15 protein-coding genes and 1 pseudogene are annotated in these 16,940 nt (G+C 51.4%); 14 read left to right on the top strand and 2 right to left on the bottom strand.

What is annotated here, in order from left to right; genetic code table 11:
• Positions 1-35: 35 nt before the first annotated feature.
• Both H0248_RS19350 and H0248_RS19345 read left to right on the top strand, forming a co-directional pair.
• Positions 36-116 (top strand): annotated as a pseudogene (locus H0248_RS19350) (Mor transcription activator family protein); the annotation flags it as partial.
• 457 nt (positions 117-573) lie between these two features.
• The gene (locus tag H0248_RS19345; RefSeq protein ID WP_180787146.1) at positions 574-1,683 is read left to right on the top strand and encodes a 4Fe-4S binding protein; all 1,110 of its coding nucleotides are present in this window, start codon (positions 574-576) and stop codon (positions 1,681-1,683) included.
• 51 nt (positions 1,684-1,734) lie between these two features.
• On the opposite strand, the gene icd is transcribed toward H0248_RS19345, so the two are convergent.
• A complete protein-coding gene (icd, locus tag H0248_RS19340) occupies positions 1,735-2,988 on the bottom strand; it encodes an NADP-dependent isocitrate dehydrogenase (protein ID WP_180787145.1) in 1,254 nt (417 codons plus the stop codon).
• A 130-nt stretch (positions 2,989-3,118) separates the two neighbouring features.
• Here icd and rluE point away from each other — a divergent pair, with 130 nt between their 5' ends.
• The 8 genes from rluE (at position 3,119) to H0248_RS19300 (ending at position 11,334) form a co-directional block, all read left to right on the top strand.
• A complete protein-coding gene (gene rluE, locus H0248_RS19335) occupies positions 3,119-3,745 on the top strand; it encodes a 23S rRNA pseudouridine(2457) synthase RluE (RefSeq protein WP_180787147.1) in 627 nt (208 codons plus the stop codon).
• Positions 3,738-4,184: an NUDIX hydrolase gene (locus H0248_RS19330; protein ID WP_180787144.1), complete on the top strand. Its 447-nt coding sequence runs from the start codon at positions 3,738-3,740 to the stop codon at positions 4,182-4,184. Before rluE ends, H0248_RS19330 begins: the two co-directional genes overlap by 8 nt.
• Positions 4,185-4,323: 139 nt before the next feature.
• Positions 4,324-5,430 carry a tRNA 2-thiouridine(34) synthase MnmA gene (gene mnmA, locus H0248_RS19325; RefSeq protein ID WP_010275749.1) on the top strand — a complete coding sequence of 369 codons (1,107 nt, stop codon included), beginning with the start codon at positions 4,324-4,326 and terminating at the stop codon, positions 5,428-5,430.
• Positions 5,431-5,432: 2 nt separating this feature from the next.
• A complete protein-coding gene (gene hflD, locus H0248_RS19320) occupies positions 5,433-6,071 on the top strand; it encodes a high frequency lysogenization protein HflD (protein WP_180787143.1) in 639 nt (212 codons plus the stop codon).
• A 150-nt stretch (positions 6,072-6,221) separates the two neighbouring features.
• Positions 6,222-7,592, top strand: coding sequence for an adenylosuccinate lyase (gene purB / locus H0248_RS19315; RefSeq protein ID WP_010275755.1), 1,371 nt, complete (start codon positions 6,222-6,224; stop codon positions 7,590-7,592).
• Between the two features lie 240 nt (positions 7,593-7,832).
• A complete protein-coding gene (phoP, locus tag H0248_RS19310; RefSeq protein ID WP_180787142.1) occupies positions 7,833-8,525 on the top strand; it encodes a two-component system response regulator PhoP in 693 nt (230 codons plus the stop codon).
• A complete protein-coding gene (gene phoQ / locus H0248_RS19305; protein ID WP_010275763.1) occupies positions 8,522-9,976 on the top strand; it encodes a two-component system sensor histidine kinase PhoQ in 1,455 nt (484 codons plus the stop codon). Before phoP ends, phoQ begins: the two co-directional genes overlap by 4 nt.
• A 236-nt stretch (positions 9,977-10,212) precedes the next feature.
• Positions 10,213-11,334 (top strand): ribosomal protein uL16 3-hydroxylase, encoded by a 1,122-nt coding sequence (locus H0248_RS19300; RefSeq protein WP_039519315.1) that lies wholly within the window; start codon positions 10,213-10,215, stop codon positions 11,332-11,334.
• 78 nt (positions 11,335-11,412) lie between these two features.
• Here the strand turns inward: H0248_RS19300 and pepT are convergent, their stop codons facing one another.
• Positions 11,413-12,645 (bottom strand): peptidase T, encoded by a 1,233-nt coding sequence (gene pepT / locus H0248_RS19295; RefSeq protein WP_180787141.1) that lies wholly within the window; start codon positions 12,643-12,645, stop codon positions 11,413-11,415.
• A 361-nt stretch (positions 12,646-13,006) separates the two neighbouring features.
• Here pepT and potA point away from each other — a divergent pair, with 361 nt between their 5' ends.
• From potA to potD, 4 genes are all read left to right on the top strand, one after another.
• Entirely contained in the window at positions 13,007-14,122 is a 1,116-nt protein-coding gene (gene potA, locus H0248_RS19290; protein ID WP_180787140.1) for a spermidine/putrescine ABC transporter ATP-binding protein PotA, read from the top strand.
• Positions 14,106-14,966, top strand: a complete 861-nt coding sequence (potB, locus tag H0248_RS19285) for a spermidine/putrescine ABC transporter permease PotB (RefSeq protein WP_180787139.1) — start codon at positions 14,106-14,108, stop codon at positions 14,964-14,966. Before potA ends, potB begins: the two co-directional genes overlap by 17 nt.
• Positions 14,963-15,739, top strand: a complete 777-nt coding sequence (gene potC / locus H0248_RS19280; protein WP_180787138.1) for a spermidine/putrescine ABC transporter permease PotC — start codon at positions 14,963-14,965, stop codon at positions 15,737-15,739. The genes potB and potC overlap by 4 nt, the downstream gene beginning before the upstream one ends.
• Before the next feature lie 100 nt (positions 15,740-15,839).
• A complete protein-coding gene (gene potD / locus H0248_RS19275; RefSeq protein ID WP_180787137.1) occupies positions 15,840-16,883 on the top strand; it encodes a spermidine/putrescine ABC transporter substrate-binding protein PotD in 1,044 nt (347 codons plus the stop codon).
• Positions 16,884-16,940 lie beyond the last annotated feature (57 nt).

Raw genomic sequence — 16,940 nt, 5'->3', positions numbered from 1 at the left:
ATTCAACCAATTAGAGTCATTACCGAAAATATAATGTCTCGCTGCAATGGGTTTATAAAATTGTCAGAACAATGCGAAAAGAGGAACTACAGGCAAAACAGCACACTCAGGCATAATACAAAAGCCATGAATTAAAAACCCAGGTGATAATTAAAAAAACAATAGAATAGATCATTTAATAACAGCTATAATTTTTCTTTTAATAAAAAATAACCTAAGTCATGAGAATTATGCAAATGTAGCAAGGTATTTCTATACGCTGGCGCAGGTCCACACACGTAGTTTGAAACATGACAGAGATATTCAAAGATAATACCGTGTGGTAATTAATATAATGGGTACGTTTGCGTATCCATTCTTTTTTATATCTCTCATTTTGCTCTTAGAAAAAATTGCCCTTCTGCACTTTACCTCTCTTCTTATTCAAATCAATCAGCTAAAAAAACCACAAACATGCATTTACAATGCACAAATCAATTTTTGACCATTCCGAGCGTGATAACGTTGCCCCACGATCCCTTCGGTGGATTGAAAGCGCCGAGTGAAAAAAATAAATGGGGGCAATTGAGAGCAATGAGTGAGAAAGCAAGAAAGCGGTGGCAACGCCGCCCCGGAACCACTGGCGGTAAACTTCCCTGGAATGACTGGCGCAACGCCCTAACCTGGCGCAGAGCAACACAGATTCTGCTATTGGCGATCAACGTTTATATCGGTATCACCTTCTATTTTTGGGTACGCTACTTTGAAACTGGCGGCACGAGCCTTTATATGTCGAGGCCAGGCGGCATAGAAGGTTGGCTGCCAATTGCCGGATTGATGAACGTGAAATTCACGTGGGAAACGGGTAATTTCCCCCCTATCCACCTTGCGTCAATGCTATTACTTATCGCATTTGTCCTCACCAGCCTGTTGCTGAAGAAATCGTTCTGCTCCTGGCTGTGCCCTATCGGCACAATTTCCGAGTGGGTCGGAGTTGTGGGGAAAAAAATATTTGGCCGCCACTTCATTCTTCCTAAGTGGCTGGATATTCCACTGCGTAGCCTGAAATATTTGCTATTAGGCTTTTTCCTCTATATCGCCTTATCAATGCCAGCACAGGGCATTTATATGTTCCTGATGTCGCCCTATGGTTTGATCGCCGACGTCAAAATGCTCGGCTTCTTCCGCAATATTGGCACCATCACGTTAGTCTGCGTTTTTCTTTTTACGTTTGTCAGCCTGTTCGTCCGCCATTTTTGGTGCCGCTACCTTTGTCCCTACGGTGCACTTTTGGGGGTATTTTCTCTGCTGTCGCCCTTCAAGATTCGCCGTAACGCCACCAGCTGTATCGATTGCGGCAAGTGCGCCAAAGCCTGCCCGTCTAACATTCCGGTGGATAAGTTGATTCAGGTGAGAACCGCGGAATGCACGGCCTGTATGACCTGCGTCGAATCCTGCCCTGTATCATCAACGCTTCATTTCTCACTGACGACACCCTCGGGTACACAGGAAAAAAGCAGCGAAACAACCAAACCGCTATGGCGACAAACTGCATTGTCCGGTATCACGATGACGCTACTGGTGCTTGGCATCCTTTTCGGCATGATCGGTTTTGCGATGTACATCGGCGGCTGGGACAGCCCGATTCCCGAACACATGTATTTCCGCCTCATCTCCAATGCACAGAACATTGGTCATTCGTAAAGAAAAAGGGGCCAAATTGGCCCCCGATTTTCATCTGTGCTGAATAGCAGATTACATATTGTCGATGATGTCTTGCGCAAACTCGCTACATTTACGCAGCTTAGCGCCTTCCATCAGACGTTCGAAATCGTAAGTCACGGTCTTGTTCTTGATAGCACCCTCAACGCCCTTAACAATCAGGTCAGCCGCTTCGAACCATTGCAGGTGACGCAGCATCATTTCAGCAGACAGAATAACGGAACCTGGGTTCACTTTGTCCTGACCCGCATATTTCGGTGCAGTACCGTGCGTGGCTTCAAACAGTGCACATTCGTCACCGATGTTCGCACCCGGAGCAATACCGATACCGCCAACCTGTGCAGCCAGGGCATCAGAAATGTAGTCACCGTTCAGGTTCATACAGGCGATGACATCGTATTCAGCAGGACGCAGCAGGATTTGTTGCAGGAATGCATCGGCGATCACGTCTTTTACCACGATCTCTTTGCCGGTATTCGGGTTCTTGATTTTCACCCATGGGCCGCCATCGATCAGCTCACCGCCGAATTCTTCACGCGCCAACTGGTATCCCCAGTCTTTGAACGCGCCTTCGGTGAATTTCATGATGTTGCCTTTGTGCACCAGCGTGACGGAATCACGGTCGTTGGTGATCGCGTATTCGATAGCTGCGCGAACCAAACGTTTGGTGCCTTCTTCGGAACACGGCTTGATGCCGATACCGCACTGCTCAGGGAAACGGATTTTGCTAACGCCCATTTCTTCACGCAGGAATTTGATCACTTTGTCTGCTTCAGCAGAGCCCGCTTTCCACTCGATACCTGCATAGATGTCTTCGGCGTTTTCGCGGAAGATCACCATGTCGGTCAGTTCAGGCTGTTTAACCGGGCTAGGTGTACCTTCGTAGTAGCGTACCGGACGCAGGCAAACATACAGATCCAACTGTTGGCGCAGTGCAACGTTCAGAGAACGAATACCACCACCGACTGGTGTTGTCAGCGGGCCCTTAATTGCCACACGGTATTCACGGATCAAATCCAGTGTTTCTTCCGGCAGCCAGACATCTTTACCGTAGACTTGCGTGGATTTTTCACCCGTATAGATTTCCATCCAAGAAATCGCGCGCTTGCCCTGATAGGCTTTCTTCACGGCGGCGTCAACGACGTTAATCATGGCTGGCGTGACATCGATACCGATGCCGTCGCCTTCGATAAACGGAATGACCGGATTGTTTGGAACAACCAGTTTGCCTTGAGCGTCAACCGTGATTTTCTGACCTTCTGTCGGTACCACTACTTTGCTTTCCATTAACCTCTCCTTCGAGCGCAATTTTGTTAATGACTTGTAAGATGCGTGTCAATACTACTTGAATATTTAGCCCGCGCCAATCGCAAACCATTTGAGTATAATGCTTTTGTTATCCGCGACTATAAAGATGATGAATAAATTCTCTGTTAAAAATCACAAAGTTAAACGATTCAGCTCACAGCCGGCAAGAAAAAGGCAGCATGACAACGCGCCGCGCCGCATCGTTTTGTTCAATAAACCCTTCGATGTCTTGCCACAATTCACTGATGAAGCCGGGCGCCGCACGCTGAAAGACTATATTCCGATTAGCGGTATTTATGCCGCGGGGCGTCTGGATCGCGACAGCGAAGGCCTGATGATTCTCACCAATGACGGCAAACTTCAGGCTCGACTAACCCAACCGACGCAAAAAACGGCCAAAATTTACTATGTTCAGGTCGAGGGTATTCCTGACGACGACGCACTGACGCGCTTTCGTACAGGTTTAGATCTGAATGACGGCAAAACACTGCCCGCCGGTGCGGAGATCGTACCGGAACCCAGTTGGTTGTGGCCGCGTAATCCCCCTATCCGTGAGCGTAAAAGCATTCCCGACTGCTGGTTAAAAATCACGCTACATGAAGGCCGTAATCGGCAAGTCCGTCGTATGACGGCAACTATCGGGTATCCTACCTTGCGTCTGATTCGATACGGCATGGCCAATCAGACCATAGAAAACCTGTTACCCGGAGAATGGAAGGAGATAATGGATGTTTAAACCCCATGTGACAGTCGCCTGTGTGGTACAGGCCGAAAACCATTTTCTGGTCGTCGAAGAGTTAATTAACGATAAATTATTGTGGAACCAGCCTGCGGGCCATCTGGAAGCCAACGAGACGCTGATTCAGGCTGCAAGCCGTGAGCTGTGGGAAGAAACGGGCATTCAGGCCACACCGCAGAGTTTCTTGCGTCTGCACCAGTGGATCGCTCCCGACAACACGCCGTTTTTACGCTTTTGCTTCGCGCTCGATCTGCCTGCGCGGGCCGACACCCAGCCGCACGACAGCGATATCGAATGCTGCCGCTGGCTGACCGCCGAGGAAATTCTGCATTCGCGCCAGCTTCGTTCACCACTGGTGGCCGAAAGTATTCGCTGCTATCAGCAGCAAGAACGCTATCCGTTAACCGTATTGGGCGCGTTCAATTGGCCATTTTAGGCATCTTGCTATTACTGCCGTGAACGGACTTAACCACCGCACGGCAGGAATAGCGATGCAGCCCTCAGTTCAACATGCTAAAATATGCCGCTTGTTTTTCGCATCAATGCGTCAGTAAATTTCCGTTCGTGAGACTTCCATGTCAGATAACAGCCAGAAAAAAGTGATTGTCGGTATGTCCGGCGGTGTTGATTCCTCCGTTTCCGCTTACCTGTTACAGCAACAGGGCTATCATGTTGAAGGCCTGTTCATGAAGAACTGGGAAGAGGATGACGACACAGAGTATTGCTCAGCGGCCACCGATCTTGCCGATGCACAGGCCGTTTGCGACAAGCTGGGTATCGAATTACATACCGTCAACTTTGCCGCTGAATATTGGGACAACGTGTTTGAACTCTTCCTTGAAGAATACAAAGCGGGCCGTACCCCTAACCCCGATATCCTGTGCAATAAAGAAATAAAATTCAAAGCCTTCCTGGAATTCGCCGCCGAAGATCTCGGGGCAGACTACATCGCGACAGGCCACTATGTCCGTCGTCACGACGTTGACGGCAAGAGCCGTTTGCTGCGCGGCATGGACGGCAACAAAGACCAGAGCTATTTTCTTTATACGCTGAGCCACGAGCAGATCGCACAGAGCCTGTTCCCGGTCGGCGAGCTGGAAAAACCGCAGGTACGTAAAATTGCCGAAGAGCTGGAACTGGCAACCGCGAAGAAAAAAGACTCGACTGGTATTTGCTTCATCGGTGAGCGCAAATTTACCGATTTTCTGGCGCGCTACCTGCCCGCACAGCCGGGTCCGATTCTGTCCGTCGATGACAACAAACCGATGGGCCAGCATCAAGGGCTGATGTACCACACGCTGGGGCAGCGCAAAGGTCTGGGTATTGGCGGCGTCAAAGACGGCGGCGAAGACCCTTGGTACGTGGTAGATAAAGATGTCGCCAACAATATTCTGTATGTCGCGCAGGGTCACGAACACCCTCGCCTCATGTCGTACGGTTTAATCGCACAACAGTTACACTGGGTCGATCGTCAGCCGCTCACCGCTGAATTACGTTGTACGGTGAAAACCCGTTATCGTCAGGCGGATATCCCCTGCACCGTCACGCCACTGGGCGACGATCGCATTACTGTGCGTTTTGATGAGCCTGTCGCAGCCGTGACTCCGGGCCAATCCGCCGTCTTTTATCTGGACGACGTTTGCCTTGGCGGCGGTATCATTGAAGAACGCTTACAGGAGTAACCGTGGCTAAGAACTATTATGAAATTACGCTGGCGCTAGCGGGTATTTGCCAATCGGCGTATGTAGTCCAGCAACTGGCCCATACCGGTAGCTGTAATAACGATGTGCTGCATACCTCGCTGAACAGCGTGTTGAATCTCAATCCGGCGTCCACGTTGGCCGTTTACGGCAATGACGAGCAAAATCTGAAAGTTGGGCTGGAAACGCTGTTAGGGATTCTGAATACCAGCAGCAACAAAGGCGCGGGCGCGGAACTCTCACGCTACGCTTTCAGCCTGATTGCGTTAGAGCGTAAACTGAATGCGAAGTCCGCCGCGCTTGACGAATTGGGCAAACGCATCGGGCAGTTGGAGCGCCAACTGGAGCATTTTGATCTGCTCTCCGAAACGATAGTGAGCGCGTTGGCGGCGATTTACGTGGATGTCATCAGCACGCTGGGGCCGCGTATTCAGGTTACCGGTTCACCAGAAGTGCTGAAAAACAGCCAGGTGCAGGCGAAAGTGCGCGCTGCACTGCTGGCCGGAATACGTTCTGCGGTGCTCTGGCAGCAAATTGGCGGCGGGCGCTTGCAGTTAATGTTTTCACGCGGCCAGTTGGTCAAAGAAGCGAAACAGATATTGGCGCGTTGCCCAGCCGTTTGATGGTATTCTTGCTGCTATGCCTGACGTTGGTGTGATTAACGCCAGCGTCACTAAACCAGTTGCTATTATTGAAACGGCTTGTTGTTATTGAAATTCGCCGTTCTTATTGAAATCAATCGTTATTGAAACCAATCTCAGGAGTTGCTTGCGATGGAATTATCCTCACTGACCGCCGTTTCCCCTATTGATGGACGCTACGGCGATAAAGTCAGCACGTTGCGCACTATTTTCAGCGAATTCGGTTTGCTGAAATTCCGTGTGCAGGTTGAAGTACGTTGGCTGCAAAAACTGGCAGCCTGTGCAGAGATCCAGGAAGTTCCTGCATTTGACGCTGACGCAAACGCTTTCCTTGATAAAATTGTCGCCGAATTCAGTGAAGAAGATGCCGCGCGCATTAAAACCATCGAGCGTACAACCAACCACGACGTGAAAGCCGTTGAGTACTTCCTGAAAGAGAAAGTTGCCGCTATTCCGGCGCTGCACGCCGTCAACGAATTCATCCATTTCGCTTGTACTTCAGAAGACATCAACAACCTGTCTCATGCGCTGATGCTGGATACCGCTCGCCGCGATGTCATCCTGCCACACTGGCGTCAAATCATTGATGCACTGAAAACGCTGGCACAGGAATACCGTGATATCCCGCTGCTTTCCCGGACACACGGCCAGCCCGCTACGCCGTCCACTATCGGTAAAGAGTTTGCTAACGTAGCTTACCGTATGGACCGCCAGTATCGTCAGCTGCAACAGGTTGAGATTCTGGGCAAGATTAATGGTGCTGTCGGTAACTATAACGCCCATCTGGCAGCCTACCCGGAAGTGGATTGGCACCAGTTCAGCGAAAGTTTTGTTACCTCACTGGGTATCAACTGGAACCCGTACACCACGCAGATCGAACCGCACGATTACATCGCCGAGCTGTTTGACTGCATCGCGCGTTTCAACACGATTTTGATCGACTTTGACCGTGACATTTGGGGCTACATTGCCCTGAATCACTTCAAGCAGAAGACTATTGCTGGCGAAATCGGTTCCTCCACTATGCCGCATAAAGTTAACCCGATTGACTTCGAAAACTCGGAAGGCAACCTGGGTCTGGCGAATGCTGTTCTGGGGCATCTGGCTAGCAAGTTGCCGGTTTCCCGTTGGCAGCGTGACCTCACTGACTCTACCGTGCTGCGTAATCTGGGCGTCGGCGTGGGCTATGCACTGATTGCGTATCAGGCCACGATGAAAGGCATCAGCAAGCTGGAAGTGAACCGCGATCGTCTGGCTGACGAACTGGATCACAACTGGGAAGTCTTGGCAGAGCCAATCCAAACCGTGATGCGTCGCTACGGCATTGAAAAGCCATACGAGAAGCTGAAAGAGCTGACGCGCGGCAAACGTGTTGATGCTGCCGGTATTCAGGAATTTATCGATGGCCTGGCGTTGCCAGAAGCGGAAAAAACGCGCCTGAAGGCGATGACACCAGCCAACTATATCGGCCGCGCTATCGCAATGGTTGATGACCTGAAATAACCGTTCTCAAACCCAACGTGACCTCTCTGGCGGGCGCTCTGCCCGCCAGTTTTCCATAACACCAACCATTTCCAGCCTGTTTATGCCCGGTTTATTCTCCCTGTGGATAATTTAACAAATAAAATAAATAACGTTCTCTGCGTATAATGTTGATACGCGGAAGCGACATACATGAAAGATAGGGCACATCAAGGTATGTTAATAAATATGCCCCCTATCTATTCGACAGAGGATATAGCGATGCGAATTCTGGTCGTTGAAGATAATGTATTATTGCGCCACCATTTAACCGTTCAGATGAACGAAATGGGGCATCAGGTTGACGCGGCGTCTGACGCCAAAGAAGCGGATTATTTTCTGCATGAAAATATGCCGGATATCGCCATTGTCGACCTCGGGCTACCCGATGAAGACGGCATGAGCATGATCCGTCGCTGGCGTGCCCATCAGGTAAAGCTCCCGATTCTGGTGCTGACCGCCCGTGAAGGCTGGCAGGACAAAGTTGCGGTGCTAGGGGCAGGTGCGGATGACTACGTAACCAAGCCGTTCCATATGGAAGAAGTCGTGGCGCGCTTGCAGGCGCTGATGCGACGCAACAGCGGGCTGGCATCGCAAGTCATCAGTCTGCCGCCCTTTGAGATCGACTTATCGCGCCGCGAAATGATGATCCACAGCAGCCCGATCAAGCTCACCGCGTTTGAATACACGATTATCGAGACGTTGATTCGCAATAAAGGCAAAGTCGTCAGCAAAGAGTCGCTGATGTTGCAGCTGTACCCCGATGCAGAACTGCGGGAAAGTCACACCATCGACGTATTGATGGGACGGCTACGCAAGAAAATTCAGCAGGCAGAAGCGCCGGATGTGATCACCACCGTGCGCGGACAAGGATATCGCTTTGATATTGATGATACCCCTTCAGGCTCAGCATGAGCGATAAGAAGCTGCCCTTCTCGCTTCGTATTCGTTTTTTACTCGCGACAGCGGCTATCGTACTGGCGCTGTCGCTCGCCTATGGCGTTGTCGCCATTATCGGTTACAGCGTCAACTTTGATAAAACCTCATTCCGTTTGCTGCGCGGCGAAAGTAACCTCTACTACAGCCTTGCGCAGTGGCGCGATAACCAACTGAATATCGTCACGCCACCCGACGTCGATATCAATTTCCCGACGCTGGTGTTGATATACGACGAACATGGCAACATGCTCTGGCGCGAAAAACACGTTCCCGAGCTGGAAGCGCTAATCAATCCAGAATGGCTAAGCAAGACGGCCTATCACGAGCTGGATACCGACACCGATACCAGCAGCGCGGTATTAACGGGCAATACCTTACTGCTGAGCAGCCTGCGGGCGCTGAACGGGGCGCACAGCAATGCGTTAACGCACTCCATTGCCGTGAACGTTTACCCCAAGACCGAACATCTCCCTTCCATCACCATTGTCGTGGTTGACCGCATCCCGCAGGAACTCCAGCAGGAAGACGTGGTGTGGGAATGGTTCAGCTATGTGTTGATCGCCAACCTTCTGCTGGTGCTTCCCCTGCTTTGGCTAGGCGCTCACTGGAGTCTGCGCCCTATTCAGCATCTGGTAAAACAGATCGCCGAGCTGGAAAAAGGCACACGCGATCAGTTGGACGAAAATCCGCCGCGCGAGTTGTTCAGTCTGGTGAAAAACCTGAATATCCTGCTGAATAACGAACGTCAGCGCTACCACAAGTACCGTACAACGCTGACTGACCTTACCCACAGTTTGAAAACACCGCTGGCGGTTTTACAGACCACGTTACGTGCGTTGCGAACCGGCAAAGAAATCACTATCGATCAGGCTGAACCTATTATGCTGTCGCAGATCAGCCGCATCTCGCAGCAGATTGGCTATTACCTGCATCGGGCCAGCGTGCGCTCTGAACATAATCTGCTGATACGTGAAGTACATTCGGTTCCAGCACTGCTGGATGGCCTGTGTTCCGCGTTAAATAAGGTGTATCAGCGCAAGGGCGTGGTGTTGACGCTCGATATTCCACCCGAGCTGACCTTCGTCGGTGAGAAAAATGATTTCATGGAAGTACTGGGCAATATTCTTGATAACGCCTGTAAGTACTGTCTGGAATTTGTCGAAATTAGCGTGCAATACTCCGATCACAAGTTACATCTGATTGTTGATGACGATGGCCCCGGCATCCACGAAAGCAAGCGCGAAATGATTTTCCTGCGTGGGCAGCGCGCCGACCGTATGCGCCCCGGACAAGGTATCGGCCTTGCCGTTGCGGTCGAAATTATCGAACAGTATCAGGGTGAGATCCTCATCAGCGACAGCGCACTGGGCGGTGCCCGAGTCGAAGCCATTTTCTCCCGCCAGAACCTGAGCCAGAATGAGGGGTGAAAGGCAGTACAGCACGCGATGCTTCCGCTATACTCGTCATACTTCAAGTTGCATGTACGTTGGCTACGTTCACTCACCCGAATCACTTACTTAAGTAAGTGATTNNAAACTCGAATTATTTAGAGTATATATTTATCGCCAAAATACTGATTGTTTTAAAATACTGATTATTTCACGGAAAATCATATCTTCAAGAACAGTCATTTCCTCAAAAAAACAAGTTTCTGGAAAACAGTATGGACTATCAGCTCAATCTCGACTGGCAGGATTTTTTAGCGAACTACTGGCAAAAACGTCCGCTCCTGATTAAAGGCGGTTTCACGCATTTTATCGACCCGATTTCACCCGACGAACTCGCCGGACTGGCGTTAGAAAACGAGGTAGATAGCCGTCTGGTCAGCCATCAGAACGGACGCTGGCAGGTCAGCCACGGTCCCTTCGAGAGCTACGATCATCTGGGGGAAAGTAACTGGTCGCTGTTGGTACAGGCCGTCGATCACTGGCATGAGCCCTCTTCTGCCTTGATGCAGCCCTTTCGACAACTGCCGGACTGGCGCACCGATGATTTGATGATTTCATTTTCCGTTCCCGGCGGTGGCGTAGGGCCACATCTGGATCAGTATGATGTTTTCATCATTCAGGGAACGGGGCGTCGCCGCTGGCGCATCGGTGAAAAAATACCGATGAAGCAGCACTGTCCGCATCCTGATCTGCTTCAGGTCGATCCGTTTGACGCCATTATTGATGAAGAGCTGGAACCGGGCGACATCATCTATATCCCACCGGGTTTCCCGCACGAAGGCTATTCGCTGGAAAACTCGCTGAACTACTCGGTGGGTTTCCGTGCGCCGAATGCTCGCGAGCTGGTCAGCGGCTTTGCGGATTATGTCCTTTCCCGTGAACTCGGCAGCTATCGCTACAGCGACCCTGATGTTCCATCCCGCGATCATATCGCCAGCGTACTGCCGCAAGAGCTGGATGCGCTGCAAAAAATGATGCTGGAGCTGGTTCAGCAGCCGGAGCATTTCCAGAACTGGTTTGGCGAATTTATTTCCCAGTCCCGTCACGAGCTCGATCTCTCACCACCGGAGCCACCTTATCAAGCAGGCGAAGTGTATGAATATCTGCAACAGGGTGAGCCACTGCGTCGTTTAGGCGGCCTGCGGGTCATCTGCGTTGGCGATAGCTGCTTCGTTAACGGGGAAAAAGTGAACAGTACGCACAAGGCGGCGCTGTTTGCGCTGGCTGAGCATCCTGCTATTGGTGCAGAACTGCTGGGCGACGCGCTGGAAGATCCCTCTTTCCTCGCACAGCTCACCGTTCTGATTAACAGCGGTTACTGGTACTTCGCGGATTAAGACCCATCTTGGATACGGGCTAGTACAAAGATAAGGCGGGAATGTCCCGCCTTATTCGTCTCTGCAAAATGGAAACACTTACGGCTTCGCGCGCAGCGCCGTCAGTTCGGCAATGCGCATAATCACAGACACCGCCTTTTCCATGCCTTCCAGCGTGACAAATTCATGTTTGCCATGATAGTTGTAGCCGCCGGTAAACAGATTCGGGCACGGCAGCCCTTGAAATGACAGGTGTGCACCGTCGGTACCGCCGCGAATCGGCTTCATATTCGGCTCAATGTCGCAATCCCGCATCGCCTGCTGCGCCAGCGCAATAATGTGCGGATGCTGCTCAACCTGCTCACGCATATTGTAGTAGGTATCGGTAATCGTGACTTCAATGTAGCAATCAGGGTGCAACCCCGCACCAACCTTTTCCGCAATATCCAGCATCGTCTGTTTACGCTGTTCAAAGCCGTTGCGGTCAAAATCCCGGACGATGTAATGCAAATCTGCGCGCTCCACAGAGCCTTTCATGCTGTGGAGATGATAGAACCCTTGATAGCCATCCGTCTGCTCCGGTGATTGACTCTCTGGCACCTGCTGGTGATAGCGAGAAGCCAACGTCAGCGCATTCACCATCACGCCTTTGGCGCTGCCGGGATGCACATTGTTGCCTACGATTTTCACCTGAACCGAGGCGGCATTAAAATTCTCATACTCCAACTCGCCGACACCGCCGCCGTCTACGGTATAGGCCCACTGTGCGTTAAACGCTTTGACATCAAAAAACTGCGCGCCCTTGCCAATTTCTTCATCAGGCGTAAAGGCAATACGAATATCGCCGTGCGGTAGCTGGCTTGTCTTCAAACGCACCAGCGCGGTCATAATTTCCGCGATCCCCGCTTTATCATCCGCGCCCAGCAACGTTTTGCCATCGGTCGTAATCAGCGTGTGTCCCAGTAGCTGGTGCAGCACTGGGAACATCACGGGTGACAGCACTTCATCCCCCATGCCCAGAGCAATATCACCACCGCGGTAGTTTTCTAGAATCTGCGGATTCACATTCTTGCCGCTAAAATCCGGTGACGTATCCATATGCGAAATAAAGCCGATAGCCGGAACGGGCCAGGCAACGTTTGCCGGAAGCGTCGCCATCAGGCAGCCCTGCTTGCTCAGTACAACTTGCTCAAATCCTAGTTCGAGCAGTTCCTGCTGCAACGCACGCGCCAGTTTCAACTGACCGTCGGTGCTCGGCACCTGCCGAACGCCGGATTTAGACTGTGTATCGAACGAAACGTAATTCAAAAATCTGTCGAGTAATTTATCCATCTTATTTATGTCCGCTGAACCCTGAAAGGCATTATGGATAGGGCTACCTCGGTAGATATTGCGTCAGGTCAGTTTTTTCCCGATTTAACACACTGCCAGACCAGAGGTCAGGCCAAAAAGCGGCGGTCGCGTCACGAAGAATGCCCAAATCAGGTAACAATAAGGAAACATACGCCTTCATTCATTAGCTTAATCGCCATCAAGCGGCAGTAAGTGGGGGTCACACAAGTTGGCGTCAGGCAGCATTTCCCGTAAAATGCCGCCCTTAACTGCGCACGCTGGCTGAAAGGTGATAACCCTTGGTACGATCGCAACGGACATACCGTTAATCGGCCAAATCAGGACATAGAGCTAGACCTTAATGAAAGAAAACTCCCTGACTGTGCCGGTCGTTGAATTGCTCAACGTCCATAAAGGCTTTGATGGCAAAGACATCATTTCACATTTTAATCTCACCATTAATAACGGTGAGTTTCTGACGATCCTCGGGCCATCCGGCTGCGGCAAAACCACCGTACTACGTCTGATTGCCGGTCTGGAAACGGTCGATAGCGGCAACGTCATGCTGGAAAAGCAAGACATCACCCATCAGCCCGCCGAGCAACGGCACGTCAATACCGTATTTCAAAGTTACGCCCTGTTTCCTCACCTCAGCGTGTTTGAGAACGTGGCATTCGGCCTGCGCATGCAGAAAACGCCTGCCGCAGAGATTACGCCACGCGTGATTGACGCACTGAAAATGGTGCAGTTGGAGGAACTGGCACAGCGTCGCCCACACCAGTTGTCCGGCGGCCAGCAGCAACGCGTTGCCATCGCCCGCGCCGTCGTCAATCAGCCGAAGGTTCTGTTGCTGGATGAATCCCTGTCCGCGCTCGATTATAAGCTGCGTAAGCAGATGCAGAACGAACTGAAGGCACTGCAACGTAAGCTGGGCATTACCTTTATTTTCGTCACGCACGATCAGGAAGAAGCACTGACCCTGTCTGACCGCATCGTCGTGATGCGCGATGGACGCATTGAGCAAGACGGCACGCCGCGTGAAATCTACGAAGAGCCGAAAAATCTGTTCGTCGCCAGCTTTATCGGTGAAATCAATATCTTTGATGCCGTGGTGCTAGAGCAGTTGGACGAACAGCGGGTACGCGCTCAGGTCGAAGGCCATGAATGCGTTATCACCGTCAGCTTTCCGGTCAGCGTCGGCCAACACCTCAACGTACTGCTGCGGCCGGAAGATTTACGCGTCGAAGAGCTGGGCGACGGTATGCAGGCGGAAGGCATGGTGGGCTACGTGCGCGAGCGCAACTATAAAGGCATGACGCTGGAATCCAACATTGAGCTGGAAAACGGCAAGATGGTCATGGTCAGCGAGTTCTTTAACGAAGACGATCCCGACTTCGACCATTCACTCAACCAGAAAGTAGACGTCACTTGGGTGGAAAGTTGGGAGGTAGTCCTGAACGATGAAGACGTCGCGTAAACGCTTTCAAAATATCATTATCACACTCATCGTTGCCTGGCTGGTGATGTTTGTTTTCCTGCCCAACCTGATGATTATCGGAACCAGTTTTCTGACGCGCGATGACACCCATTTCGTCAGCCTGGTCTTTACGCTGGAAAACTATACGCGACTGGCCGATCCACTTTATGCCTCTGTGCTGCTGCATTCGCTGAACATGGCGGTTATCGCCACGCTCTGCTGTCTGCTGCTGGGCTATCCGTTTGCGTTTATTCTGGCGCGCTTACCGAAAAAAATTCAGCCACTGATGCTGTTTCTGCTGATTGTACCGTTTTGGACCAACTCGCTGATCCGCATTTACGGGCTGAAAATCTTTCTGAGTACTCGCGGCCATCTGAATGAATTTCTGCTCTGGACGGGTCTTATCGATACGCCGCTGCGGATTATGTATACCTCCGAAGCGGTGATTCTCGGCCTGATTTATATCCTGCTGCCGTTCATGGTGCTACCACTCTACTCCAGCATTGAGAAGCTCGATAAATCCTACCTTGAGGCCGCCCGCGATCTGGGGGCCAATAAATGGCAAACCTTCATTCGCGTGGTGATCCCGCTGACCATGCCGGGGATTATTGCTGGCTGCCTGCTGGTGTTGCTGCCTGCCATGGGATTGTTCTTCGTTGCCGATCTGATGGGCGGCGCTAAGAATTTGCTGATCGGTAACGTCATTAAAAGCCAGTTCCTTAATATCCGCGACTGGCCGTTTGGTGCGGCCACCAGCATCTGCCTGACGCTGGTCATGGGCGTGCTGCTGTTTATCTACTACCGCACGGCCCGCCTGCTGAATAAAAAGGGAGAGCTGGAATGACCGGACGCTTAATCCGCGGTGGATTTATGTCCATCATTTACGCTTACCTGTACATCCCGATCATCATTCTGATCGTGAATTCATTTAATCAGGCGCGTTTCGGCATCAACTGGCAGGGATTTACGCTGGACTGGTATCGTCTGCTGATCAACAACGACAGCCTGCTCCAGGCCGCGCAGCACTCATTGACGATGGCCGTTTTCTCGGCGACGTTCGCCACGTTGATTGGCTCCCTGACGGCGGTGGCACTGTATCGCTACCGCTTTCGCGGTAAACCTTTTGTCAGCGGCATGCTGTTCGTGGTGATGATGTCGCCAGATATCGTGATGGCGATTTCGCTGCTGGTGCTCTTTATGCTGCTGGGCATCTCGCTCGGGTTCTGGTCACTGCTGTTTTCCCATATCACGTTCTGCCTGCCGTTTGTGGTAGTGACCGTCTATTCGCGCCTGAAAGGCTTTGACGTGCGAATGTTGGAAGCCGCACGCGATTTAGGTGCCAGCGAAGTGATTATTCTACGCAAAATCATTCTGCCGCTGGCCATGCCGGCAGTAGCCGCCAGTTGGCTGCTCAGCTTTACGCTGTCGATGGATGACGTGGTGGTGTCCTCGTTTGTCACCGAGCCTGCGTATGAGGTTCTGCCGTTGAAGATTTACTCGATGGTGAAGGTCGGCGTTTCCCCGGAAGTCAACGCACTGGCAACGATTTTGCTCATTCTGTCGCTGGTGCTGGTGCTCAGTAGCCAGCTGATTTTACGCGACCGCACCGGAAAATAAGGTGGCAGCAAGCACGATGAATATCGTTTTTTTCATATCTGCTTGTAAGAAGCTATTCCAGGCGGGTATTTCCTTTGGGACTCGTAAGGAGGTAAACATAATGAAAAAGTGGCCACACCTACTGGCAGCCTGCGCGATGGCGTTCGGCATTAGCACCGCCAATGCCAGCGACAGCAAAACACTCTATTTCTATAACTGGACCGAATACGTGCCGCCGGGCCTATTGGAACAGTTCACGAAAGAAACGGGCATCAAGGTGATTTACTCCACCTATGAATCCAACGAGAGTATGTATGCCAAGTTGAAGACCTATAAGGATGGTGCCTACGATTTGGTCGTGCCTTCAACGTATTTCATCTCTAAGATGAGCAAAGAAGGCATGCTGCAAAAGATTGATACCAGCAAGCTCAGCAACTTCCATAATCTCGATCCGAATCTGCTGCACAAATCTTTCGATCCGAACAACGACTACTCCATTCCCTATATCTGGGGCGCCACGGCGATTGGTATTAATCATGAAATGATTGACCCCGCCAGCGTCACCAGTTGGGCCGATCTGTGGAATACAAAGTACAAAAACAGCCTGCTGCTGACCGATGACGCACGTGAGGTGTTCCAAATCGCTCTGCGTAAACTGGGTTACTCCGCAAATACCACCGATCCTAAAGAGATTGAAGCGGCCTATAAAGCACTGCAAGCTCTGATGCCGAACGTGCTGACGTTCAACTCAGACAACCCCGGCAACCCGTTCATCGAAGGTGAAGTCAATCTAGGTATGGTGTGGAATGGTTCTGCCTACGTGGCGCGTCAGGCCGGTACTCCGCTGGATGTCATCTGGCCCAAAGAAGGCGGCATCTTCTGGATGGACAGTCTGGCGATTCCTGCCAATGCCAAAAACGTTGACGGTGCGATGAAGCTGATCGACTTCCTGCTACGCCCGGAAGTCGCGGCACAGGTTGCGGAAACGATCGGTTATCCAACGCCGAACCTGGCGGCGAAAAAGTTACTGCCACCGGAAGTGTCAGGGGACAAAACGCTGTACCCGGATGATGAAACCATCGCGAAAGGCGAATGGCAGAACGACGTTGGCAGCGCCAGCACGCTGTATGAAACCTACTTCCAGCAACTAAAAGCGGGTCGTTAATCGCGATTAATAACAGCGGCATCCATTATCACCTGTCGAGCGGTGATAATGGGTAGA

Source organism: Pectobacterium brasiliense (assembly GCF_013449685.1).
GTDB lineage: Bacteria > Pseudomonadota > Gammaproteobacteria > Enterobacterales > Enterobacteriaceae > Pectobacterium > Pectobacterium brasiliense_A.
The sequence above is the reverse complement of the archived record's forward strand: the minus strand, read 5'-3'. Positions and strand labels throughout refer to the sequence as shown.